The sequence below is a fragment of the Paenibacillus sp. GM2FR genome, assembly GCF_002803325.1.
Classification (GTDB): Bacteria; Bacillota; Bacilli; order Paenibacillales; family Paenibacillaceae; genus Paenibacillus_AQ; species Paenibacillus_AQ lautus.
Window position 1 is genome coordinate 2,487,567 of sequence record NZ_MKZM01000008.1, and the last position, 23,039, is coordinate 2,510,605.

Genomic DNA, 23,039 nt, shown 5'->3' on the forward strand with positions numbered 1-23,039 from the left:
ATTCAGGTCATGATATAAGATGTTATGCTGGATTTCTTTCAGCATTTTAGCGTGCACCTTGCTTCAATACCCGCTGGATAAAATCAGATTTGCCTTCCGTATAGGCTTTCCGATCATTTCGAAAAGTTATGGATAAGTCTTCTTTCAATGAGGCGTATTCTTTAACCAGTTCCGGGTTATGAATGAGAGCATCTCGAAAAGTAATGTGCCTGAATAGTTCTTTGCTGTCCCGATGGCAGACATATAAATGCTGGGTCATTCTCAATGTAAGCTTCTCGCTGTATGGGGCATACTCATCTTTCCTTTCAAAAGCTTCTCTGCCCTCGACCCCTAAATCCCCCTGATGGTTATAGCCAAGCGTTTCTAATTTCGCAATGACCGCCGGAAGCGATTTCATGGATTCGATCACAACGTCAATATCCAATATTGGCTTTGCGGCAAGCCCTGGTATGGAGGTGCTTCCCACATGCTCGATACTCAGCGCATCAGCACCAAGGGTCTGTGCCAATATGGATTGAATCACCTGAAACATTTTCGGCCATTCGGGATTATATTCCTCGATGATGACGGGTTTGGGTGTCATTTATGGGATACCTCCAGTACTTGTATCATGTATAACCCCATGATTATGTTTCATCTAAAATCTCGTATGCCTGCCTCAAACGCCTCAGCATCTTGATGAATGACCCCATGCAGCGCCTCTTGCAAGGCGAATGTGCTTCTATAAAAATGTACGCGCTCCGCGATTTGCTCTCCATTCGGATACATGGCGATACACTTATCGAAGAACGCTTGACCATACCCCGACAGAATTCCCGCAAGATCATAAGCCGGGTCTCCGATCCCTGAGCCTCCAAAATCAATGATGCCTGTGATTCGACCTTTCTCCCGGCTCCATAAGATGTTGGACGTGCCAAAGTCACCATGAATGCAGCTTGGACGAATGTCATGATTCGCAGGGTTGTTCAAAAATCCGGTGAAGTTGCTTGAGATTTCCTCCTGTGCATCGGGCCTGATGTAACCAAACAATAGGTTTTGAATTTGAGTGTACAATCCGGACATTTCTTCGTGGACATTTACAATCTGTTTATCGCCAGCGATCCATTCATTGATCTCCACAGCATGAAGTTGAATGAGAAATTCGATCATCTGTTCTGCCAGCCTATCCTCGATGTCCGAATTCCGGTGTGAAAGCAAATCTTCTGTCCATAACGGTTGACCCTCGATTAAAGGATAACCCATGAACATTTTGCCCACTTGCATATCGTCAAATGAAACATACATCGGATTCGGTATAGGCAGCGTCAACTTGGTCTTGATCCCATTCAATATTTGGGTTTCTCTGATCAACGCTTGGAAACTTTCCGCGTACTTAGGAAATCTGAAGACCAGCGTCTGATTCACAATCAACACATCGTTGTTCTGGCCTATGTTGTTCATCTCAACGTCTTGAATATCTAGGTGCGGATAAACTTCTTGTATGCGCCGGGTATATGACGGGTTCATGCATAACTCCTTCTACTTGCAATGTCGATAACCTCTATTTTAATGCTTTTCCTTAACATGGTAAATCATGACGGAGCAAATTGGCTGCATTACAATGACCCAAGGCACACTGTTCCCATTTCCGTCGGGTCCAGTTCGTTCTAAATTTCTGATAGGTTATTCTCCTAAATTGAAAGGGCCAGGACACCTGTCCTGGCCGCTCTTTCCTGATGATAACTAACGCTATATAAACAGTCTTGCTAAATTTATCTCCGATCTCGCCTATCTTTCATTCGTTCTGCCCGAATAATTCTACGGATCGATTGCTCCGTTAAATAATATCGTTCTGACAATGCACGGATGGAGTCGCCATGCAAAAAACTTTTGAAAATGCTGCGATTCCGAATATCCAGATCCTTCTTAACCCCGGTTTGTTCACCCCAGGACTTCCGGTTCTCCGACTTTCTCGGAATATAAATATAACTTCCATCAATATATTGTTGAATGGTTTTGACTACGTGTTCAGGTAAAATATCTAGTGCTTTCTCGTATTTCATTCTCCCTGCTCCTATCTACATAGAATCGTGTAAATAGTGAGCAAAGCCGACACATGAAATAATGCAGTTCTAATTAATGTTGAAGAAGGCTCCGAACAAATAGTCTGCCCGATATTTCCGTGCGGCTTTGCCCGGAGCCTGATTTAACGACTTGAACGGTTGTGCTTCTAATGTGAGCTATCATGATTTTCACCTCGCCGAATTGGATGATTCAAAATTTACTCGCTTCTTCTTTCTATTCTAACAAATTCCTTGCTTACCCGCACTCACCGCTCACAAGTGACTAGGTCCTTGCTCCTCTTTTAACCATCAGTCCAGATAGGTCGCGCCCGGCATGGTATACTTTTCCCAAAATCCAGTTATTAAGGAGCTTGTTCCCGTGTTAAAAGAACGAATTGATTTCTTGTGCAAGAAAAAAGGAATATCCCGCAAAGAGCTAGTTGAGGGATTCGTGACAACCACCCATTTTGCGAACATCCTTGCCGATCGTTATCCATTGGCCGAGGACCTTGCCGGGCATCTGGCACAGCGTTTGCAAGTGACCCCCTCCTATTTAATCCATACGGCTAATTCCGATAAGGATACACTCGAGACCGCGGAACGCATCTTTGAAGAATTATCCCAATCGGTCTCTCACGTTACAGAGGAGCGCATACACGATCTTCCCGATCGACATGACTGTCTGACGGTAGAACTTACAACTGCCTTGATGAAGGCGGTCTATTATCAACAAGTGAACGATGCGGTATCCCATGATTATCTGCACCAGAATTACCTCAATTTTTATCTGGAGAAATACGGCCGTCCCGACGACGCTGAGCTCCCGCTCCCCGCGAAAAAAGCGATGCTGTTCTATAAAATCCAGTTCTATCGCTCTAAGAACCGCTATCATGAGGCTTTAAGCCAAGTGAACCGGTTAAGCGAATATGTGCAGGACGGCACCGATTTATGGCTGACCACCCAAAACTTCAAGATGGAGGCCTGTATATTTTTGAAGCAATATGACCAGGCCAAGCATGTGTTTGAAGGTACGATGAGACGGGTTTATGAAGACCGATTGTTTCACCGCTTATCCGATCTGTACATCGCGTACAGCGGCTATTGTTATTCCATGGGATTGTATCAGGAAGCGCTGGTTACCCTCTCCATGGCGGAAGCCCATTTGGTCTATGCGGTAAACCAGGGGAACATGGTGTCAACCATCTTGAACAATCGGATCATCATGCTGACGATGCAGGGAGATCATGAAAAAGCCGAAGAAGAAATCCACCGTTTTGAAGGACTTCTCGCGCGGGAAGCCGTAGAGGTACGTCAGCAATTCCGCCCGGTTCTATTGATTTACCGGTGTGAATTGGCATTGGCTCAAAAGCAGTGGGGGCTTGTAACCCAGTATATTCAAGAGCTGAAAGCGATAGAGCTGACAACGGATCAAGAGATGTCGGCAGCCTACTACCAAAGCCAGCTGGCCTTGGCTCACGGTCATCATGATGAATTTATGGGGTATGCCCTTTCTTGTTTACCGTACTACGAGTCCAATCAGCTTACATTGCGACTCGAATCCTTATATGAAGCATTGGCCGTGGTATCAGAGGAAGCAAGGAAATACAAAGAGTCCACGTCTTACTACAAAAAGCTGGTCTACCTGCTTCGAAGTAAATAACTCATGCGCCAAAATGGTTACAAAAGCATGCTTTACAAGCAAAACTTTTGCCGTTCCCTTCATTTTATTCGCTGTGTGACAGGATAAAGAGTGCGCAAACCATTTCATTCGGCAAAAGTTTTTGAAGGAGTATCGAGTTAATTTACTCCTAACGCCGGAAGTTTTGTATCCTTGCCAAACCATTGTCTCCTTCAGACCCCACGGGTAACATGGAATTATAAATAATTTAACTAGCGAGGTGCTGAGCTTATGGGATGGTTTGGAAAAAAGAAAAGTCCGCAGGATGCGCTGGAGAAAGCAGATAAAATGATGAACAAGGGTTTAACCGGCATGATGATGAAAGGTTTTGTACCGAAGGAGCATCGCAATGCCATCAACCAAAGTTTAGAGCAGGCGAAGCAAGCGCAGCTGGCAGCGACCGGAGCGCTGGCAATAACGGCCACCGCTAAAGTACGAACCGTACGGGATACCGGGAAGCTGATCAATTTCGACCCGGTTGTCATCCTTGAATTGGATGTAACGGAGAACGATGGAAGCCAATATACCAAAACGCTGGAGACCCTTGTATCGAAGCTGCAAATTCCCAGAGCCGGTGATATCATTGGTCTTGCCCAGCATCCGGCCAATTCGTCCGAGCTTGTCTATATGGGACCGATTGGATGAATATAGGCAAATGAAAAAGGACCTGATTCAGGTCCTTTTGTCATGTGCTCGCAGCTTCCTGCAATTTCTCATTCAACAATTGAAAAGCTTCTTGAATGCTTTCTCTCGGCGTCTTGCCGTACCGTTCCCCAATGTGAACTTCCGTATAACATTGACTTTCCCCTGCTTCGTTTAGATAACTGATCAATCCGACGCCCGTCGCGCGGAAAACCTCGATCAGAATGGGCTCAAGCTGTTCTTTGTCCCATTCAAAATGGACATGAAACATATTCGATACGGGCACGGCAGGCTTCGTATTCACGCCCTCGCACGAATTAAACAAAGCTGCAAGCTCTTTAGCCTCCTCGTAATATCGGCCCATATTACCTATTCTTTCCGTGTAATAATAACTTGAACTAATGATATACGGGTAAAGACTGACCAGATCCCCGCCATGCCTCCTTTTCCATACTTTGGACTTCGCCACAAAATCGGTGCCGCCAGCCAGAATGGCGCCGGCAATCCCGCCTATACCTTTATAGTAGGACACATATACACTGTCAAATAGAGCACAGATTTCTGCCGCCGTTTTTTGATAATACGGGGTGATCTCGAACAATCTTGCCCCGTCCAGATGCAGCTTAATGCCTTGAGAACGACAATACGCCGATATGGCCTCCAACTCTTCGTAATCGGGCAGCTGACCTCCGATTTCACGCTGCGGCAGCTCCAGCAGTAAACAAGCAATGTCATGATCCAGGCTCTGCACGTCTTCAAGCGTGATCAAACGCTCTTTATCGGCAAGAAGAATCGGTTCGATATGATGCAGCTCCTTAAGCCCGTCCTCTTCGTGGATCTCCAAATGGCAGAGGGGATGATAGGCCACTCGTTTCAGCCCAGCATCATCGCACCAGATCCGCAAAGCAATCTGCTGCGCCATGGTTCCGCTTGGAAAAAAGACAGCCGATTCCTTGCCCAGTACGTCTGCCATGCGCGCCTGAAATTCCTCAATGATGGCGCCTTTGCCGTATGTATCCCCCATCTGCGACCCATCCACATCCCGAAATGCCTCCAGCAGCACCTCAAGATTCCTGCGGCTATGTCCAATCAATGGATAGGCTGTTTCGCCATAAGCTTCACTAATCGATTTACGTTGTTCTCCCATGTCGTATACCACTCCTTCTCTACAACCGATATTAGTTCCAAGATCATCACTCGGAGATCTAATTATCTCGCTAATCAAGCATACTAGATAAATGAACAAGTGGAAAATGATTTTCACATTCGCAGACTCTCCGGAAAAACTTGACAAAAACAAACGGAAGGATTACATTGTATATGAGCATATGTTCATATTATATATAATGTAAATTATTTTATGATTATGGATTACATCTAACAGATGGATCCGAAGGGAGTTTTCGATTATGCATCATCATAACCATCATCATGGGCATGACCACAGCCACCATGATCATGCCCGCTCAGGAAACAAAAAAGGACTTGCCATTGCCCTCATCATCACACTTGGCATCATGATTCTAGAGTTTGTAGGGGGCTTGCTAACCAACAGTTTGGCGCTGTTATCCGATTCCGGACATATGTTAAGTGATGCCAGTGCGTTGCTGCTCAGTCTGGTTGCATTATGGTTTGCCACGAAGCCCTCATCGCCGAATAAAACCTATGGCTTTTATCGTTTTGAAATATTGGCAGCACTATTAAATGGCGTCGCCTTGTTTGTCATCGCCGGCTTTATCGTATGGGAAGCGATTCAGCGCTTTGATGACCCGCCTACCGTCGCTAGCGGAAGCATGATGCTCATTGCAGCTATCGGCCTGTTGGCTAACCTTCTCAGTGCCTGGTTCTTGATGCGGACGGGGGATGTGAAGAACAATGTCAATCTCCGCAGCGCGTACCTCCATGTTATCGGTGATGCACTCGGCTCTGTAGGCGCAATCATCGCCGGAATCGTGATGCTTGCCTTCGGATGGTACATTGCGGACCCGATCATATCCATCCTTGTGTCGATCTTGATTCTGAAGAGCGCCTGGAGAATCATACAGAATACCGTTCATATTCTGATGGAGGGTGCACCGGCAGCGATAAACCCTGAAGAAGTAACGAAGTCCCTGCTTTCTATTCCAGGGGTCACCGGCATCCATGATCTTCATATTTGGACGATTACGTCCAATTTCGATTCCTTGAGCTGCCATCTCGTCGCCCAGGATGACGCGAATAGTTATGAGATTCTGCAACAAGCGATCGATCTTCTGGACAGCCGATTCCACATCGAGCATTCAACGATCCAGATTGAGAATTCCACCATCACGCATCGTGAACATAAAGTCTAATCTCTTCTCTGCGGTAGTCCTTTAGTTCATGAAAAGGGGAAAAAAGGCGGCCGAGGTTTACACTTTTTACAAGTTCGGTTGACCTCCATAATGAGAGTATCAAGACATTCTACCGGCGTTACAGCGAATTCCGAATGTCTGATAGGGAGGTTAACATGAACAATGATCATTATACGCTGGAGAAATTGAACGAATACCAGCAAGCTAAATGGGACGAACTTGATCGCCAAGGAAGATTCATTATTCATGACGAGATCGCAAGTGAATCGCAGCATACCACAAGCAATACCCGAATTCTCGATAAACTTTATGGCTTCTTTCGAAAGCGGAGATCCCGAAGAAGCCGCACGAAATCCTTATAAGAAATAAAGAGCAAGCGCGGTTATTTGCGCTTGCTCTTTTTATGAGAAGAAATCATACTCGCCAAATCTGCTTAAAATCCAGCCATCCCAGATTATTGATGACAAGCCCTTTATAAGAAGGATCCAAGCTTGCGTAAAATCTTGTATGAACCAAGAATGATACATGCGCTTCCTCCCGAAGCCTCTCTTCAATATGGGATAACAAACTCATACGCTCCTCATACCACTCGCTGGCAAGCGCATCATCTACGCAATCTTTCACCCAATGATGCAGCGATGGATCCATGAACTCCTTGACTACGCTTCCCTTCTGTTCGTAATTCTCGATTAAACATACTTCTTCACCTGGAAGAACCAGACCATGCAAGATACAATCCATGCTGTTCATCACATCCGATTGGTGTATGGTATCCATCCTCTCTTCCCGGATGATCAATGGAATCCCGATGGAAGCGCACTGATTCTGCACCCATTCGGCGTCTTTGATATGATTGACGAGCGTCCCCATGGTAATGGGAGAGCCGTCATAACCCGATTGTTCCAGCAGTGATTTTGCAAGCTCGGGATCATATCGGTCTTTACGGTAAGGCGCTTGCTCATCCATAATGAATCCTTTGGCCGGGTAAAGCCGATTGTCGCCAAGTTCGCGTATCATCTCGGTACGATTCAGAATCAGGCTGAATGCCCGACGAAATTCAATGGACTGATAGGGCCCCTGCTTTTTCATATTCCATGTAATCAAAGTCGTACAGCCTTCGGATGATTCGATGATATCTACTGCATGTTTCTCACCGCTATGATTGACATGCTCCGGATCCCGCAGCAGCCGCTCCCAGCTGACCTCGCAATGCTCCGCATCTTCCGGCATCAAGATAATGTGGATGTTGTCCAAATGCGGCCGCCCTTGATAATAATGGGGGTTAGCATGAATGGTCAGCCGTTCATCGGTCCATTCCTCTACCCGAAAGGGTCCCGTTCCGACAGGTTGCTTCCAGAACTGTTCTTCATGGACGCTCGCCAAATGCTTAGGCACGATGGACATGCAAGTGGAGCTAAGAAACCGGATAAAAATCCGATTCGGCTTGTTAAGAATAAAACGAACCTCACGAGGGGACACCACCTCTACCCGCTGCAGTTCACGCACGATCCAAGCATTTCGTTTATCCCGTCCCAGACGTTCCACCGTGAATTTCACGTCCTCCGCCGATAATTCCTTACCGTCATGGAATAGTATTCCTTTACGCAGATGAAAAGTCCAAATCGTTCCATCCTCATTGCTCTTCCAATAATGCGCGATAACGGGGAGGTATTGATCATTTGCATTATCGTATATTACCAACCGGTCAAATATCTGCTGGACCATGTGAGCTTGAAAACTGTAGTAGCATTCGGCAGGATCCAACGTTTCAATCAGGCGGTAAACCGGAAGCCGCAGAGAATCCCTTGCTTCTTCTTCCCCTTCTTTCATCTCCTTGCTAAAGCCAAAATGCCCGTTCATCCATTCCACATAAGAATCATGGGTGTAAATACCCTGACCAAAGGTACGCAGCAGTTCGAAGGCCTGCTTATATTCCCCTTTTATCGCAAGCTGCTGCGCCGCTTCCTTAAGCAGGTCTGCTTGCTCGGCTACAAAGGTAAGCTTGGAACGGATTCCTCGCCCACGTCCTGCCTTCCATATAATCCAACCCTTTTCTTCCAGCTTGCGTATAACAAGCTTGGCATTCCGCGTTGTGCAATACAGCGTTTCGGCGATCTGCTCAAGCGTCACTTCCGTAGCCGTGTTGGCTGGAGCGTTAACAGCAAGCTTTTGATGCAGCATGAAGAATTGTTCGTACAGCATGGCAATCCGCTCCCCCCTGGTAACATCTATACGCTTTATTCTACTTGGAGATCGTTTCGAGCGCGAGTCCCTTTTCGGTAGAAAACCATTATATTCAAAAAAGAACAAAGGCATTCCATATGTCGGCTTCATACAGCTGTTGGAAATGAGTTTACACGCCAAGATGGGGAAGCGGGGCTTCCCCGCTTCCTGTCATCATTCACATCTTTGAGTAATAAGCGCAACCGCCTCCTGCAGCGTCAATGTAAGCTCCTTGCCCTCCATCATTTTCTTCAGCCGGACCGTGCCCGCCGCCGCTTCATCTTCGCCAATCAGGATGGCATAAGGAATACTCTCAGCTGAAGCGGAAGCTAATGCTTTTTTCAATTTGCGCCGGTTGTCCGCCAATCGCGCATGAATTCCGCGATTCCGGAGTGCCGCTGCAGCCGTCAATCCTTCAGGGACGGTTTCACCTATCGGGATAACCACTACGAGCGGCTTATTCGTTTCAATCGGACGGCTCCGGATCATCTCCATGATGGATTCCATGCCAAACGAAAGACCCACCGTAGGATAAACCATATCCTCGCGTCCAACGAGCTGACCGATAATCGCATCATACCTGCCGCCTCCGCCCAAACTTGAACGAAAGCCCTGAGATGCGTCAAAGATTTCGTAAACGGTTCCCGTGTAAAATGACAAGCCTCTTGAAAGAAACGGATCCAATACGCAGATATCTTGCAAACCGACGCGCTGCAGCATATTTTGCAGGATCTGTACTTCTCGTGCTCCGCGCTCATTGTCCAGGTTGTATTTGCTTGTTATCTCCTCTAATGTCGGCTCCTTGAGATTAACAAAATCAAGAATTTGACGACAAATCTCCGGAGCGAGTGCCTTGCCCGCAAGCTCTTGCTGAACTCCCTCCTTGCCAATCTTATCGAGCTTATCCAGCGTCAGCATGACGGATGTTTTCCTTTCTTCCGGTACGCCCATAGCCCCAAGGACTTCACCCAGAAAGCTTCGATTGTTCCACCTGACAATGATCGGTATTTCAAGTCTCCGAAACACTTCGGCTGCAAGCTGCATGAGCTCAACTTCCGCTTCTGGTCCCGGAATCCCTACCACATCAACGTCGCACTGCAGAAACTCCCGCAATCTTCCCCGTTTGACGGGACCATCCCGGAATACCTTTCCCATCTCATAACGCTTGAATGGCTGGCTGATGGCGGGATTCAGCGCGATCACCTTGGCGAATGGAATTGTTAGGTCGTACCGGAGCCCCAGACGTCGCGTGCCCTGATCCGTCAGCTGGTACATCTCCTTCAGAATTTCTTCCCCTCCTGCGTATTTGGAAGACAACAGGTCCGATTCATTCAGAATGGTTGTCTCCATTTCAGCATAGTCATAGCATTCAAACACTTCACGCAGCGTCGATTGCACCTTTCTTCGGATCGCCTGTTCTTGGCCAAAATAATCATACGTTCCTTTTACGTTCTGCATCGCTACTCATCCTTTCGTTCTAATGAAAATAAAAAACGCGCCGGACCTCTTGGTCCCGCGCGCTGGATATGCGGCAGGGAGGCCAACGCGAACAGCGTTAGCCCACCCTGTAGAATGACAGGCGTGCTAACGCTGCTTGTGATGATGAAGTTGATTGAATTGGATGTTCATCATCGTGTAATCCCCTTCACTTTTCAGACAATGATTAAGGGGAATTATAGCGCAATCATTTTATATATTCAAGGGCAATCCATTCTTAGATCGTACGCGACCAATGGCGATGCGCCGCGATGGCATTAATGAAGGCTTCGCCAAACGGCTTCAAATCCTCATTCTCCTGAGCAACCACGATCCCTTCACCGCTGGATGATGGTAGCAAGTTTGCCCCTTCGGCTATGGCTGCGATCGGCTTGAAATGCTGATACGCTTCCTTGACGAAATCCAGCACCTTCTGATCCGCCAGGAGCTCCGATACGCTTAACGCGCCGCCTGCAACAAGCACCGCATCAAACAAGACGGAATCCGCCCCAAGCAGCGAATGGTTCACTTCCAGTTCCGCGCCGGCTTTGCCTTGAATGACGCCGAGCTTCGCGCTAACCACCTCGGTGATGATGCCGGCTTGCTGCAGCTGCGTGAGCACAAACGGCAGTTCGTCCGTGAATCCGTTACCTGCCAGCACCGCCACTTTACGGGTTAACGGGAGCTTCACGGTATTCATCATGCTCAGTGCCGGAGAAGAGTCGCTGGAAGCGGAGCCGCTGGTTTGCGGAGGCATGGTTCCGATGCCCTCCGAAATCCGTGTGGCAAGTTCGCTGTCAACGTTCGCGAACAGATCGACGACTTGCTGGCGAATTTCCTTTCGCAGCACTTTACCAAGCTCGAACTGGAACGCGGATACGATATGCTGCTTCTCGACCTCAGACATGCTGTTCCAGAACAGGGCCGCTTGGCTGAAATGATCCTTAAAGCTGTCACTGCGTGCCTGCACCTTACGTCCTTCCACCTTCTCGGTGTAATGCTCGTAACCGCCGCGCTCCACTGGAACCGGCTTCGGCGTGTTACCGGCAATACCGTTCTTGTGGTAGCTGACTGGTCCTTTATTAATGGTCATACGGTGCATCCCGTCACGCTGATTGTTATGAACCGGTGCAATCGGGCGGTTGATCGGAATTTCGTGGAAATTGGGTCCACCAAGCCGGGAAAGCTGGGTATCGGTATAGGAGAACAAGCGGCCTTGCAGAAGCGGATCATTGGTAAAATCGATTCCGGGTACGACATGTCCCGGATGGAATGCAATCTGTTCCGTCTCCGCAAAAAAATTATCCGTATTGCGATTGAGCGTCATCTTGCCGATGATTTTGACGGGAATGAGTTCTTCGGGCCAAATCTTGGTCGGATCAAGGATGTCAAAACCAAAATTGAATTCTTCATCCTCCCGAATCATTTGAACACCAAACTCAAATTCCGGATAATTTCCTGATTCGATCGCATCCCATAGATCACGGCGGTTAAAGTCGGGATCCTTGCCTGCCAGCTTCTGCGTTTCATCCCATACAAGGGAATGTGTGCCGAGCACGGGCTTCCAGTGAAACTTCACGAAATGCGCTTGTCCTTCTTCGTTCACGAAACGGAAGGTATGTACGCCGAAGCCCTCCATCATTCGGAAACTTCGCGGAAGCGATCGGTCGGACATCGCCCACATGATCATGTGCGCGCTTTCCGAGTTGTTAGCGACAAAATCCCAGAACGTATCATGGGCGGACTGCGCTTGCGGGATCTCGTTATGCGGCTCAGGCTTGACAGCATGAACGAAATCGGGAAACTTCATGGCATCCTGTATGAAGAAGACCGGCATATTGTTGCCAACAAGATCATAATTCCCTTCTTCCGTATAAAACTTGGTTGCGAAGCCGCGCACGTCCCTGACGGTGTCGGCTGATCCCCTGGAGCCCGCAACCGTGGAGAATCGGACAAACACCGGCGTGACGACGGAAGGGTCCTGCAGAAATTTGGCTTTTGTATAATCTTTCATGGATTCATATAGCTGAAAATAACCATGAGCCCCAAAACCGCGGGCATGGACGATTCGTTCCGGTATCCGCTCATGGTCGAAATGCGTCATCTTCTCTCTGAAATGGAAGTCCTCCATCAAGGTCGGACCGCGCTCGCCCGCTTTAAGCGAATGTTCATCCTCAGAGACCTTAAGTCCCTGATTGGTTGTCAGTTCCTTACCGTCATTGTCTACCGTGAATTGTTCCAGCTGTTGGTCCTTGCTCGTCTTGTTGTGGCTGCTGTTAGCATTCGAATTGGCGTTTGAATTGTCCATTTGTCGGAACCTCCTGGTATGTAGGTAGTAGATGAGTGCCTGACGAAAATGCACTTGGTAACAGATCCGCTTGCGAACCCGAAATGTAATTACCCTGCATACTGGAATACGAATCCAGGATCAAACTTCCTTCATGAAAAGCTCATCTAACCGTTCGATTGGGTTTCGCTCATGCATCTCCTGTCTCCAGTAAAAAAACAGCCCCCTCCCTAGAGGTAGGCTGCTCTAATTGTACTTTAACGATTTTCAAGCAAACGCTTAAATCCCCGCGAGTTTATCCGGATTCCTCACAATATAAATATTTTGCAGCAATCCGTTGCGAATATTGACAAAGATAACGCCGGTGACACTTCCTCCCTGACGGAAAATAACAGCGGTTTGATGGTTCAGTTCCCTTACCTCGATCTCCGGAGCTTCTCCATCCTCCAGCTGCGCTTGGTGAAGAATGCCGATGAGGAAACGGGTAACCCGCTCCTTGCTCTCTACTGGTCTTGCAGCTGCAATTACTTTACCGCCGCCATCGGAGAGCAGCACAGCATCATCCGCTAGCAGGGTCAGGACATATTCGGCATCTCCCTCGGAAAGGGCCGTGAAGAATCGGCTCACCCATTCCTCTGCCATAGACCCCACGCCAATCAGATCGTCCTCCGTGATCCCCATCTTTCCTCTCGCCCTGCTCATGAGCTTGCGGCAGTTGGACTCGGTTTTATCGATGAGTCCGGCGATTTCCGGATAATCGAATCCAAGCGCTTCCCGCAAGACAAATACGGCCCGCTCCGAAGGAGACAGCCGCTCCAGCAGAACCAGCATGGCATAAGAGAGCAGTTCATGATTCTCGACGGCTTCAAAGGACTCGATATAAGACGGCGGAATCGGCTCCGGAAGCCAGGGGCCGTAGTACTGCTCTCTTCGCTTTCGGGCTGACTTGATCTCATCAAGACAGCGATTCGTCACCATTTTGCACAGATACGCTTTGGGCTCCTCCAACTGCCCCAGGGGGAGACTTTGAACTCTCACGAACACATCCTGTACCGCATCCTCTGCGTCCGACACCGTTCCGGTCATTTGATATGCAAGATGAAACAGGAGCCCCTTATACTGCTCATACAGCTCTAACATGCCGTTTCTTCATCCCTTTCAAGCAGGATTGCTCCTCATCTATCGAACCATGCTGGAATAATTCCACATGAACGATTTTACCTTGTAAGCCAGCTTTCCAGTGATCATGATATCCAATCCCCAGGTACGCGACCAGACTAACCCATGTCCCGGCCCCAGCCCTACCGTATAACCTTCCGTTACACTCCTGTGCTTGGCGGCGGGGGCACCGATTAAATCCGCATGCACAATGCCGCCAAGTCGCGCCGCTTGGGGTATCGCTTCCTTGCATGTCATTCGGTCGGCAGCACCGCTTGCGGGATCAACCACATGCGCGCAATCGCCGATGCTGTATACTCCCGGCGCATCCTTGACACGATAGCTTTCATCTACAACGATTTGACCGTCTGCCGTAACCGGCAGTCCAAGTCTGAGCAGGGCGGGGTTCGGAGCCAGGCCGAGCGCCCACACCATGAAACCAACAGGGATGGGAGATCCAACATTAACATGAACCAGTCCCTGTTCCTCTTTGAGCACTTTTCTCCCATGGTGAATAGTTACGCCAAGATCGATTAAATATGATTCAAGCCGATGTCCCACCTTCGCAGGTCCTTCCAGGAACAATCGCTCCTGAGAATTGAATAGATGCACACGGATTTGTTCCGGATCTAAACCAAGCTTAACCGCCTCTGTCCGCATGGCGTGGACCAGCTCGGCGGACGTTTCGATTCCCGTTATGCCTGCACCTGCTACGGCTGCACTCATCAGCCGCTGTTTCTCTTGCGGATCCGTTTCCTCTGCCGCCAGCCTAAGGTTTGAGTGCCACCGTTCCCGGATACGTTCCGCCGCTTCAACACCTGTCAGCGATATCCCGCCTAGGTCCGGTGCTGCCTGACGCACGATGCTTCCAACGGCCATAACAAGGACATCATAATGAATCTTATGCTCCAGCCCTTTGTCATCTTCGCAGCTCAACTGCATGCTCTGCTTATCAATGCCAGTTACCCTGCCCTGTATGAACCGGGTACCTTCCGGCATGACTTGTTCCCATGGAACAGTAATTCCCTCTTCGCTCACTGCAGGACGGAACAAAAGCACTTTCCGCACATGGGCGGAACCTTTATCGATAAGGATCAGGCGCAGCTTCCTTCCGTTAAGTCCTTTGTGACAAGCTTTTTGAATCGCTTTTAGGGTGTGTATACCCGCAAAGCCTCCACCAACAACAACACATGTAAGATCCTTCATGAGACAACCATCTCCTTTTGTTTTATGCGATTTTGCATATAACACGAGAAGAGGGCTGTTTTTGTGACATTAAATCAGACCATTTTTAGAATAGGATTCTTGCTTCACCCGTTCCGATATCTCGATGAGACGACGTATCCCTTCTTCCAGCTGAATCTCGCTGATATACGAATAACTCAACCTGATCCACGAATCCATCTGATCCAGCGGGTCGCATATACGCCCCGGTACAAAAGCTACCGACTCCGCCAGGCATTGCCGCAACAACGCATCCACGTTGACGTTTTCCGGCAGCTGTATCCACAAATTCAAGCCGCCGCCGGGGCTGTTCCATCGCCATTCTGTAGGCTCAAGCAGCTTCTCCATCCTCGCTTTACGAAGCTCCAGCGCAATCCGAAGCTTGGCCACATGCTCCTGAAGTCTGCTTGAGAAGAAATAGTGCTGGAAAATCTTTTGCGTCAACAGCGGCGTCCCGTTGTCCGACAGCGCCTTGATCGGAAGGATGACATTCATCAGTTCCGGACGGGCAGCCAGCACCGATATCCGCAAGCCGGGGGCCACATATTTGCTGAAGCTTCGAATGTGAATGACATAGCCTTCGGTATCGTAATAAAAAAAGGGCAGCGGCGGCGGATCTCCAAAATAAATGTCGTGATATACCTCATCCTCCACCAGAATGCACTGATATCGTTCCGCCAGTTCAACCAGTGCTTTGCGCTGTGCGATCGGAACCGTGTATCCCGTCGGATTCTGAAACGTTGGGTTCATGTAGAACAGCTTCGGTTTCTCCGTTTGCATAAGACCTTCAATTCGTTCAAGGTCATACCCTTCCGGCGTTATCTCAATTGGAAGCAGCTTGACATTTTGCTGCACAAAAACATCGATCGCCGGACTATACGTCGGTCGTTCGATCAATACGCAATCTCCGCTTTTGACGAGCGAACGCGAGATTAGGTCGATCGCTTGCTGGGATCCCGTCGTAATGAGCAGCTCATCCGGATGGACCGTAATGCCTTGTTTGTCCATAAAATACCGAGCCATTTCCTCGCGCAGCTCCAAATCTCCGGACACGGAAGAATACGTGCTTAATACCTTCGGATACATGTCAAACACTTGTTTCACGTGATTGGACAAGAATGCATTCGGCAGCAGTGTAGGATCAATCAGCGCTTCCGACATCTGGTAATCGACTTGATGCCTGTGTATTTCGGACAAGCGGCTGCGATTGACGTATATCGATTTGGCTTGATATGCCCATGGCGGGCTGGATGAACAGCGTTCCGGCAATGTGACAGGGGCCTTCGCCGCTACGAAATATCCCGATTTATATTTAACTTCCACGATCCCGTCCTCTAACAGCTGCTGATAAGCCTTCAGCACCGTTAATCGATGAACGTTCAAACGTTCGGCCATCGCCCTCACGGACGGGATTTTGCCCTTCTCCTTCCACTCTTCCCGAGCAATTCCTTCCAGAATGGTGTCATAGACCGACTGCTGTAATGTTCGCTTCCCTTGATGTTTGTCGTCCAGCATTGATATTTCCATCTGTTCTTCCCCCGATCCCAATAAAGCATATCTGTTCTACCTATCACCAATCTGTTCTATTAACTACCTATTATAGTATAGAAAAAGGAGGATGCTACATGATTATTTTTAACTACTTGCTAATGTGCGCCATTTTCAGCACGACGTTTCTCGCCATCAAGATTGGCGTTGAAGCAGGACTGCCGCCGTTTCTCTCAGCGGGACTTCGATTTCTTCTGGCGGGCGCCTTCATCTTCCTATGGATGATATTACAGCGGAAGGCGAAACCAAGTCTTCTCCTGCGAAAGGAATTCCTTCTAATCGGGATGACCAGCACATTCTTGACGTTTGCAACACTGTATTGGGCTGAGCAGCACGTATCCTCGGGGATCGCTGCCATTCTATCGGCAACAGGCCCCATGATGATTCTGATGATCCAATCGGTCGTGATGCGGAAGAATGCCCGGCGCAGTGATTATTGGGGGTGCGCGGTCGGTTTTGCGGGGGTATGTTTGCTTATCATGCCCGAGATGGCGATGGGGAGCGATCTCATCTGGATTCTGAGCTGTATCGCCATTCTTATAGGTGAAATCGGCTATAGTGTGGGCTCCCTGGCTACCCGGAAGTTATCCTTTGACATGCCGGATATCTCACCGATTACGATCAATGCGGTGCAGATGATGTATGGCGGCGCAGCCCTATTGCTGTTATCCCTATTCAGTGAACATGTACAATGGAATGGTATTCAAACGTTACCAGCCATCGGATCCGTCTTGTATTTGACGATGGTTGGCTCGATGCTGGGCCATAGTCTGTATGCCTGGCTGCTAAAAGCAACCAATGCTTTTTTTCCGTCCACCTGGCTCTTTGTTTCTCCCATCATCGCGCTGGGGCTGGGCGCATTTCTGTACGGCGAAACGATTTCTCTCTATTCCATCGTTGGCAGCATGCTCATCATCGGCGGAATTCTGGTCGTGAATCTGCCTGAGCTTCGAGCACGCCGGATCGCACGCCGTGTGGCTTCGAGCACTTGATATCGAACCTGCAAGGTTCCTAGAATTAACGCCAAAAATAAAAACGGCTGCTACTCGTAAACCTCATCACGCGTAGCAGCCGTTATGTTTCATGATTCAATGTTATGATTCCATACTTAATCCACTTTAGCCCGATAAGCTTCCGCCGTCAGCAGTTGTCCGAGTGCTTCCTCCAAATCGCCTTCCACCTCTACCTCAATGATCCATCCGCCTTCGTACGGCTCTCCGTTCACAAGCTCCGGCTGATCTTCCAGGGAAGCATTCACTTTCGTAATGGTTCCTGCTACAGGGGAATACAGTTCCGATACGGTTTTGACCGACTCAATGGTACCGATGCTGTCACCTGCTGAAACGACAGCGCCCGTCTCGGGGAGTTCAACGAATACGATATCGCCCAGCTGGCATTGCGCATGATCGGAAATACCCACGCGCACCACATTTCCATCTACCTTCAATGCCCATTCATGATCGTCGCTGTACACCAAATTCTCTCTGATTTCGCTCATTTACGGATACTCCTCTTTTCTTAAAAGAAATGAAATTAGGGTGAATAAATGAAAAAAAGGACGCGAAAAAAGGCATTCGCCTTTTCTCTGTCCTCGGTACCTGAGAGTTTATGATCGACCGTTTCTTGCACCGGTTCGATCTTTCCCCTTGGGTGGCTTGCGCACTCTCCAGAGCTGCGTCAGATGGCGGTTCGTGTACCTGAGAGATTACTCGTCAGCCCGGCAGGCATAACGGTTTGCTCCTTCGGTGCCGCCAAGGTTTCAACCCTCGTGGGGCGGTCTCTCCCATCCATCGTCATCCGCATATTCGGTTGGCTTATTCTCCCACAGAATAAAACAGGGACGAGATGATGTCAAGATATCTTACAAAAATTTTAAGAATGAAAATAATTTGGTGAAATAAAGGTTGACACTTTATGGAGAGACACGTTTATAATAATCACAAGAACGTAGGAAGATGATGACAACTCAATAATTTTCACGCGGATGATGGTAGCGGGAGAGATTACCGACAGGATTGACAGGTAGCGCCGAAGGAGTAAGCCGTAACACGGTGAATCTCTCAGGCAAAAGGACCTTTACCGGACGCACCTCTGGAGAGAATTCTGAATGTAGAATCACCCACGGGGAAACTCACACACGCTTGACATTATACTTACATGACATGTGGGGTAACTCTCAGGTACAAAGGACAGAGCAGAAGGACTACGCAACGGGCGGGCTTTTTTAGCACGGCTTGTTATCCTTCTGTCTGTCCTTTTTTGGTGTTTCCCCAATTGATCATGCCAATTAGAAGAGGTGAAGAGATGAGTTCATTACAACGTACACCGCTTTACCCGCTTTATTCCGATTTTCCTTCTGCCCGCTGCATCGACTTCGGCGGCTGGGAACTGCCCGTGCAATTTTCCGGCATTGTTCAAGAGCATGAAGCCGTACGCAAGCACGCCGGCCTGTTCGACGTCTCCCATATGGGTGAATTTATCGTCACCGGACAAGACGCTGAAGCTTTTATCCAGAAGATGACCACGAATGACGTAACCCGCATATCAATTGGCCAGGCCCAATACACGTTAATGTGTTACGACAACGGCGGTACGGTAGATGACCTGCTTGTGTATAAACTGTCGGCAGATCGATTCATGCTTGTTGTGAACGCATCCAACATCGACAAAGACTTTCAGTGGCTTCAAGACCATCTTGCAGGTGATGTCACCATCTGGAATGTGTCCGAAGAAACAGCTTTGATTGCACTTCAGGGACCTGCCGCCGCGAACATCATGTCACAGGTAACGACCGAGGCGCTAGGCGAACTCCCTTCCTTCCATTTTATCCAGAACGCACAGGTATGCAGCTGTACCGCCCTACTCTCCCGTACTGGTTATACCGGAGAAGACGGCTTTGAAATCTATTGTTCCGCTGGGGATGCTCCCGTCATTTGGAGAGATCTTTTAGCAGCCGGAGAACCACATGGTCTTGTTCCAACCGGACTCGGCGCCCGCGATACACTCCGTTTCGAGGCGAAATTGCCCTTGTACGGCCAAGAGCTCTCAAACACGATCTCTCCGCTTGAAGCCAGTCTCGGTTTCTTCGTGAAGCTGGACAGCGGTGATTTCATCGGTCGGGAAGCGCTTCAACAGCAGAAGCAAGACGGTGTGCAGCGTAAGCTGGTTGGCATTGAACTCATCGATCGCGGAATTCCGCGCTCCCACTATCCTGTATACAACGATGAAGGAGAACTCATCGGTGAAGTGACCAGCGGTACCCAATCCCCTTCACTCAAGCGAAATCTCGGATTGGCCCTCATCGAAACCCCATATACGGGCCTCGATACCGAGGTATGGGTCGAGATCCGCGGTAAGAAGTTACAAGCCAAAGTGGTAAAGACACCATTCTACAAAAGAGGAGCTGCCTTAACATGAAGCATCGTTACTTGCCTATGACGGATCAGGATCAAGCCGATATGCTTGCTGCGGTCGGCGCGGAAACGATCGAAGATCTGTTTGCCGATATCCCCAAAGCGGTCCGTTACAACGGCGTCCTCCCCATGTCAAAACGGCTGGGTGAGCCTGAGCTTCTCAAGCATATGCGCCGCCTGTCAGACCGCAATGCCGATTTCGACCGTTATACAAGCTTTCTGGGGGCTGGTTTGTACGACCACCACATTCCTGTCGTGCTCAATCATGTGATCTCCCGCTCTGAATTCTACACCGCGTATACGCCATACCAACCGGAGATCAGCCAAGGCGAGCTGCAAGCGATTTTTGAATTTCAATCCTATATCTGTGAATTGACCGGCATGAAAGTTGCCAATGCCAGCATGTATGACGGTTCCACGGCACTTGCCGAGGCTGCGGCGCTCGCCAGCGGCGCAACCAAACGGAAGAAAATCGTCATTTCGCGTGCTGTCCATCCCGAAGCCCGTGAAATCGTTCTGACTTCGGCCCGCGGACTCGATCTGGACGTCGTGGAAGTCGGCATCGTCAATGGCGTTACCGACCAGGATGCACTCGCTGCAGCCATAACGGATGATACCGCCGCCGTTCTGCTGCAATCACCAAATTTCTTCGGCTGCATCGAAGACGTGAAATCAATCGAGCCGCTGGTTCATGAGAAAAAAGCACTGCTTGTGCTGAGCGTTAACCCGCTGTCCCTCGGTTTACTGGAATCCCCTGGCGTGCTCGGAGCCGACATCGTTGTAGGCGATGCCCAGCCTCTTGGCATTCCAGCTTCTCTCGGTGGACCGACCTGCGGATTCTTCGCGGTATCCGAGCCGCTGATGCGCCGCATTCCCGGTCGTATCGTGGGCCAAACCGTCGATCAGGACGGCAAACGCGGATTTGTACTGACGCTGCAGGCGCGCGAACAACATATTCGCCGCGAAAAAGCAACGTCCAACATTTGCTCTAACCAGGCCCTGCTCGCCTTGTGCGCGTCCGTATATATGTCCACGCTGGGCAAAGCCGGCATGCAGGAAGCCGCGCTTCTGAATGTGCGCAAATCCCATTACGCTGCCGACCGGATCGCCAAAGGCAATTTCTCCCTCCCGTTCAGTTCGCCGTTCTTCAATGAATTTGTGGTAAAGCTGCCTGAAGGAACGAACGTGAAGGAGGTCAACTCGAAGCTGCTGGGTGCAGGTTATATCGGCGGTTATGATCTTGGTACAGCTTATCCAGAGCTTCAAGGATGCATGCTGATCGCCGTAACCGAACGGCGGACCAAGGAAGAAATCGACCAATTTATTGGTGAATTGGAGGCGATCGTATGAAACCGGAAAAAGCCTTGATATTTGAACTCAGCAAGCCCGGCCGTGTCGCCTATTCCCTTCCCGAATGCGACGTTCCGGAGACCGATGCCGCTTCATTGATTCCGGAAAGCCTGCTTCGCAGCAAACCGGCGGAACTGCCTGAGGTATATGAAGTGGATGTGATTCGTCACTATACCGAGCTGTCGAGACGGAACTTCGGTATCGATAACGGCTTCTATCCGCTCGGCTCATGCACGATGAAATACAACCCGAAGATCAACGAGGATGTTGCCCGTTTTGCCGGCTTTGCCAAGATTCATCCGTACCAGCCTGAAGAAAGCATACAAGGCGCTCTGGAGCTGCTCTATACCCTGCAGAATGATCTCGCTGCACTGACCGGCATGGATCAAGTAACGCTTCAGCCCGCTGCGGGAGCGCATGGGGAATGGACAGGGCTGATGCTGATCCGTGCTTACCATGAAAGCCGTGGCGAGAAGCGAACCAAGGTGATTGTTCCCGACTCCTCGCACGGTACTAACCCCGCCAGCGCAACGGTGGCCGGTTACGACACGATTACGATTAAGTCCAATGAACGCGGCATGGTGGATCTGGATGCCCTTCGTGCTGTCGTTGGTGACGATACGGCGGCTTTAATGCTCACGAACCCTAGCACGCTGGGACTGTTCGAAGAGCAGATCTTGGAAATTGCGGAAATCGTACACGAAGCCGGCGGCCTGCTTTACTATGACGGAGCCAATTCCAACGCCATCATGGGCATTACCCGCCCAGGCGACATGGGCTTTGACGTGGTCCATCTCAACCTGCACAAAACGATGAGTACGCCGCATGGCGGCGGCGGTCCCGGTGCAGGCCCTGTCGGCGTGAAAAGCCTGTTGATCCCGTTCCTGCCCAAACCGATCGTGTCCAAACGCGAGGACGGCACCTTCTATTGGGATTACGACCGTCCACAGTCAATCGGGCGCGTAAAGGCGTTCTATGGCAACTTTGGCATCCTGGTCCGCGCCTACACGTATATTCGAACCTATGGACCGGAAGGACTTCGCCGCGTCTCGGAGCTCGCCGTACTAAATGCCAACTACATGATGCATCGTCTGGCCCCATACTACGAAGTGGCCTACCCGGGGCTGTGCAAGCACGAATTCGTGCTGTCCGGCAGAAAGCTGAAGGAGTACGGCGTGCGAACCCTGGATGTTGCCAAGCGGCTGCTTGATTTCGGCTATCATCCGCCAACCATTTATTTCCCGCTCAACGTGGAGGAATGCATCATGATTGAGCCGACCGAGACGGAGAGCAGAGAAACGCTGGACGGTTTCATCGACACGATGATCCAGATCGCCAAAGAAGCCGAAACTACGCCGGAGGTTGTCATAGGCGCCCCTTATACCACGGTCGTGAAGCGGCTCGACGAAACGACGGCGGCACGCAAACCGGTTCTGAACTGCACCTGCGGTTAATGTTGAGTTGATATATCCACTAAGAAAGGGTGTCCCCTCGCCGTAGGATCGGCAGTAAGGGACACCCTTTTATGTGCTGGACAACATAGGGATTAATACACCTGTTAAATGCCTATACAGCTGCAGCCAACTTGCCACTCTAACTCCTTGGTAAGAAATTGGTGGGCAATTCTTCAGAGCCCAATAAACCTACTGTCATTCCCTGATACTA

General features: G+C 49.6%; 19 protein-coding genes and 3 riboswitches. Of the genes, 8 read left to right on the forward strand and 11 right to left on the reverse strand.

Features of this window, described 5'->3' with window-relative positions; translation table 11 throughout:
* Positions 1–46: 46 nt before the first annotated feature.
* The 3 genes from PAEVO_RS11170 to PAEVO_RS11180 form a co-directional block, all read right to left on the reverse strand.
* Positions 47–583, reverse strand: a complete 537-nt coding sequence (locus tag PAEVO_RS11170; RefSeq protein ID WP_100537603.1) for a GrpB family protein — start codon at positions 581–583, stop codon at positions 47–49.
* Positions 584–633: 50 nt separating this feature from the next.
* A complete protein-coding gene (locus PAEVO_RS11175; protein ID WP_100537604.1) occupies positions 634–1,506 on the reverse strand; it encodes a phosphotransferase family protein in 873 nt (290 codons plus the stop codon).
* A gap of 245 nt (positions 1,507–1,751) precedes the next feature.
* Positions 1,752–2,042, reverse strand: a complete 291-nt coding sequence (locus PAEVO_RS11180; RefSeq protein ID WP_100537605.1) for a CD3324 family protein — start codon at positions 2,040–2,042, stop codon at positions 1,752–1,754.
* 379 nt (positions 2,043–2,421) lie between these two features.
* Here PAEVO_RS11180 and PAEVO_RS11185 point away from each other — a divergent pair, with 379 nt between their 5' ends.
* Complete coding sequence (locus tag PAEVO_RS11185) at positions 2,422–3,702, forward strand: transcriptional regulator (protein ID WP_100537606.1); 1,281 nt, start codon at positions 2,422–2,424, stop codon at positions 3,700–3,702.
* Between the two features lie 249 nt (positions 3,703–3,951).
* The gene (locus tag PAEVO_RS11190) at positions 3,952–4,365 is read left to right on the forward strand and encodes a hypothetical protein (RefSeq protein ID WP_100537607.1); all 414 of its coding nucleotides are present in this window, start codon (positions 3,952–3,954) and stop codon (positions 4,363–4,365) included.
* Positions 4,366–4,405: 40 nt separating this feature from the next.
* Here the strand turns inward: PAEVO_RS11190 and PAEVO_RS11195 are convergent, their stop codons facing one another.
* On the reverse strand, positions 4,406–5,509 hold the full coding sequence (locus PAEVO_RS11195) for a threonine aldolase family protein (protein WP_100537608.1): 1,104 nt from the start codon (positions 5,507–5,509) through the stop codon (positions 4,406–4,408).
* 262 nt (positions 5,510–5,771) lie between these two features.
* Here PAEVO_RS11195 and PAEVO_RS11200 point away from each other — a divergent pair, with 262 nt between their 5' ends.
* Positions 5,772–6,695, forward strand: coding sequence for a cation diffusion facilitator family transporter (locus tag PAEVO_RS11200; RefSeq protein ID WP_100537609.1), 924 nt, complete (start codon positions 5,772–5,774; stop codon positions 6,693–6,695).
* 155 nt (positions 6,696–6,850) lie between these two features.
* On the forward strand, positions 6,851–7,057 hold the full coding sequence (locus PAEVO_RS11205; RefSeq protein WP_100537610.1) for a hypothetical protein: 207 nt from the start codon (positions 6,851–6,853) through the stop codon (positions 7,055–7,057).
* A gap of 52 nt (positions 7,058–7,109) precedes the next feature.
* Here the strand turns inward: PAEVO_RS11205 and PAEVO_RS11210 are convergent, their stop codons facing one another.
* The 6 genes from PAEVO_RS11210 to PAEVO_RS11235 all read right to left on the reverse strand — a co-directional run bounded on the left by PAEVO_RS11210 (position 7,110) and on the right by PAEVO_RS11235 (position 16,590).
* Positions 7,110–8,897, reverse strand: coding sequence for an ABC transporter substrate-binding protein (locus tag PAEVO_RS11210; RefSeq protein WP_100537611.1), 1,788 nt, complete (start codon positions 8,895–8,897; stop codon positions 7,110–7,112).
* Between the two features lie 195 nt (positions 8,898–9,092).
* Positions 9,093–10,376, reverse strand: a complete 1,284-nt coding sequence (locus tag PAEVO_RS11215) for a histidine--tRNA ligase (protein WP_100537612.1) — start codon at positions 10,374–10,376, stop codon at positions 9,093–9,095.
* Positions 10,377–10,632: 256 nt separating this feature from the next.
* Positions 10,633–12,702 (reverse strand): catalase, encoded by a 2,070-nt coding sequence (locus PAEVO_RS11220; protein ID WP_100537613.1) that lies wholly within the window; start codon positions 12,700–12,702, stop codon positions 10,633–10,635.
* A 258-nt stretch (positions 12,703–12,960) separates the two neighbouring features.
* Positions 12,961–13,821 (reverse strand): RNA polymerase sigma factor SigJ, encoded by an 861-nt coding sequence (sigJ, locus tag PAEVO_RS11225; protein WP_100537614.1) that lies wholly within the window; start codon positions 13,819–13,821, stop codon positions 12,961–12,963.
* 39 nt (positions 13,822–13,860) lie between these two features.
* A complete protein-coding gene (locus PAEVO_RS11230; RefSeq protein ID WP_100537615.1) occupies positions 13,861–15,045 on the reverse strand; it encodes an NAD(P)/FAD-dependent oxidoreductase in 1,185 nt (394 codons plus the stop codon).
* A 69-nt stretch (positions 15,046–15,114) separates the two neighbouring features.
* Positions 15,115–16,590: an aminotransferase-like domain-containing protein gene (locus PAEVO_RS11235; protein WP_100537616.1), complete on the reverse strand. Its 1,476-nt coding sequence runs from the start codon at positions 16,588–16,590 to the stop codon at positions 15,115–15,117.
* A 98-nt stretch (positions 16,591–16,688) separates the two neighbouring features.
* Between PAEVO_RS11235 and PAEVO_RS11240 the strand changes: the two genes are divergently transcribed.
* Positions 16,689–17,603, forward strand: a complete 915-nt coding sequence (locus tag PAEVO_RS11240; protein ID WP_100537617.1) for a DMT family transporter — start codon at positions 16,689–16,691, stop codon at positions 17,601–17,603.
* 116 nt (positions 17,604–17,719) lie between these two features.
* Here the strand turns inward: PAEVO_RS11240 and gcvH are convergent, their stop codons facing one another.
* Positions 17,720–18,109 carry a glycine cleavage system protein GcvH gene (gcvH, locus tag PAEVO_RS11245; RefSeq protein ID WP_100537618.1) on the reverse strand — a complete coding sequence of 130 codons (390 nt, stop codon included), beginning with the start codon at positions 18,107–18,109 and terminating at the stop codon, positions 17,720–17,722.
* A 177-nt stretch (positions 18,110–18,286) separates the two neighbouring features.
* Positions 18,287–18,408: riboswitch (glycine riboswitch) on the reverse strand.
* 187 nt (positions 18,409–18,595) lie between these two features.
* Positions 18,596–18,697: riboswitch (glycine riboswitch) on the forward strand.
* A gap of 3 nt (positions 18,698–18,700) precedes the next feature.
* A riboswitch (glycine riboswitch) is annotated at positions 18,701–18,806 on the forward strand.
* A gap of 109 nt (positions 18,807–18,915) precedes the next feature.
* On the opposite strand from gcvH, the gene gcvT reads away from it, so the two are divergent.
* Genes gcvT through gcvPB form a run of 3 tightly spaced genes read left to right on the forward strand, consistent with a single transcriptional unit; the run spans position 18,916 to position 22,828 of the window.
* The gene (gcvT, locus tag PAEVO_RS11250) at positions 18,916–20,028 is read left to right on the forward strand and encodes a glycine cleavage system aminomethyltransferase GcvT (protein WP_100537619.1); all 1,113 of its coding nucleotides are present in this window, start codon (positions 18,916–18,918) and stop codon (positions 20,026–20,028) included.
* Complete coding sequence (gene gcvPA, locus PAEVO_RS11255; protein ID WP_100537620.1) at positions 20,025–21,374, forward strand: aminomethyl-transferring glycine dehydrogenase subunit GcvPA; 1,350 nt, start codon at positions 20,025–20,027, stop codon at positions 21,372–21,374. Before gcvT ends, gcvPA begins: the two co-directional genes overlap by 4 nt.
* A complete protein-coding gene (gcvPB, locus tag PAEVO_RS11260) occupies positions 21,371–22,828 on the forward strand; it encodes an aminomethyl-transferring glycine dehydrogenase subunit GcvPB (RefSeq protein ID WP_100537621.1) in 1,458 nt (485 codons plus the stop codon). The genes gcvPA and gcvPB overlap by 4 nt, the downstream gene beginning before the upstream one ends.
* Positions 22,829–23,039: the final 211 nt, after the last annotated feature.

Bases quoted from the DNA above. Each gene is read 5' to 3' on its own strand.
- PAEVO_RS11170 (WP_100537603.1), bottom strand. From the start codon at position 583: ATGACACCCAAACCCGTCATCATCGAGGAATATAATCCCGAATGGCCG.
- PAEVO_RS11175 (WP_100537604.1), bottom strand. From the start codon at position 1,506: ATGAACCCGTCATATACCCGGCGCATACAAGAAGTTTATCCGCACCTA.
- PAEVO_RS11180 (WP_100537605.1), bottom strand. From the start codon at position 2,042: ATGAAATACGAGAAAGCACTAGATATTTTACCTGAACACGTAGTCAAA.
- PAEVO_RS11190 (WP_100537607.1), top strand. From the start codon at position 3,952: ATGGGATGGTTTGGAAAAAAGAAAAGTCCGCAGGATGCGCTGGAGAAA.
- PAEVO_RS11195 (WP_100537608.1), bottom strand. From the start codon at position 5,509: ATGGGAGAACAACGTAAATCGATTAGTGAAGCTTATGGCGAAACAGCC.
- PAEVO_RS11200 (WP_100537609.1), top strand. From the start codon at position 5,772: ATGCATCATCATAACCATCATCATGGGCATGACCACAGCCACCATGAT.
- PAEVO_RS11205 (WP_100537610.1), top strand. From the start codon at position 6,851: ATGAACAATGATCATTATACGCTGGAGAAATTGAACGAATACCAGCAA.
- PAEVO_RS11210 (WP_100537611.1), bottom strand. From the start codon at position 8,897: ATGCTGTACGAACAATTCTTCATGCTGCATCAAAAGCTTGCTGTTAAC.
- PAEVO_RS11215 (WP_100537612.1), bottom strand. From the start codon at position 10,376: ATGCAGAACGTAAAAGGAACGTATGATTATTTTGGCCAAGAACAGGCG.
- PAEVO_RS11220 (WP_100537613.1), bottom strand. From the start codon at position 12,702: ATGGACAATTCAAACGCCAATTCGAATGCTAACAGCAGCCACAACAAG.
- sigJ (WP_100537614.1), bottom strand. From the start codon at position 13,821: ATGTTAGAGCTGTATGAGCAGTATAAGGGGCTCCTGTTTCATCTTGCA.
- PAEVO_RS11230 (WP_100537615.1), bottom strand. From the start codon at position 15,045: ATGAAGGATCTTACATGTGTTGTTGTTGGTGGAGGCTTTGCGGGTATA.
- PAEVO_RS11235 (WP_100537616.1), bottom strand. From the start codon at position 16,590: ATGGAAATATCAATGCTGGACGACAAACATCAAGGGAAGCGAACATTA.
- PAEVO_RS11240 (WP_100537617.1), top strand. From the start codon at position 16,689: ATGATTATTTTTAACTACTTGCTAATGTGCGCCATTTTCAGCACGACG.
- gcvH (WP_100537618.1), bottom strand. From the start codon at position 18,109: ATGAGCGAAATCAGAGAGAATTTGGTGTACAGCGACGATCATGAATGG.
- gcvT (WP_100537619.1), top strand. From the start codon at position 18,916: ATGAGTTCATTACAACGTACACCGCTTTACCCGCTTTATTCCGATTTT.
- gcvPA (WP_100537620.1), top strand. From the start codon at position 20,025: ATGAAGCATCGTTACTTGCCTATGACGGATCAGGATCAAGCCGATATG.
- gcvPB (WP_100537621.1), top strand. From the start codon at position 21,371: ATGAAACCGGAAAAAGCCTTGATATTTGAACTCAGCAAGCCCGGCCGT.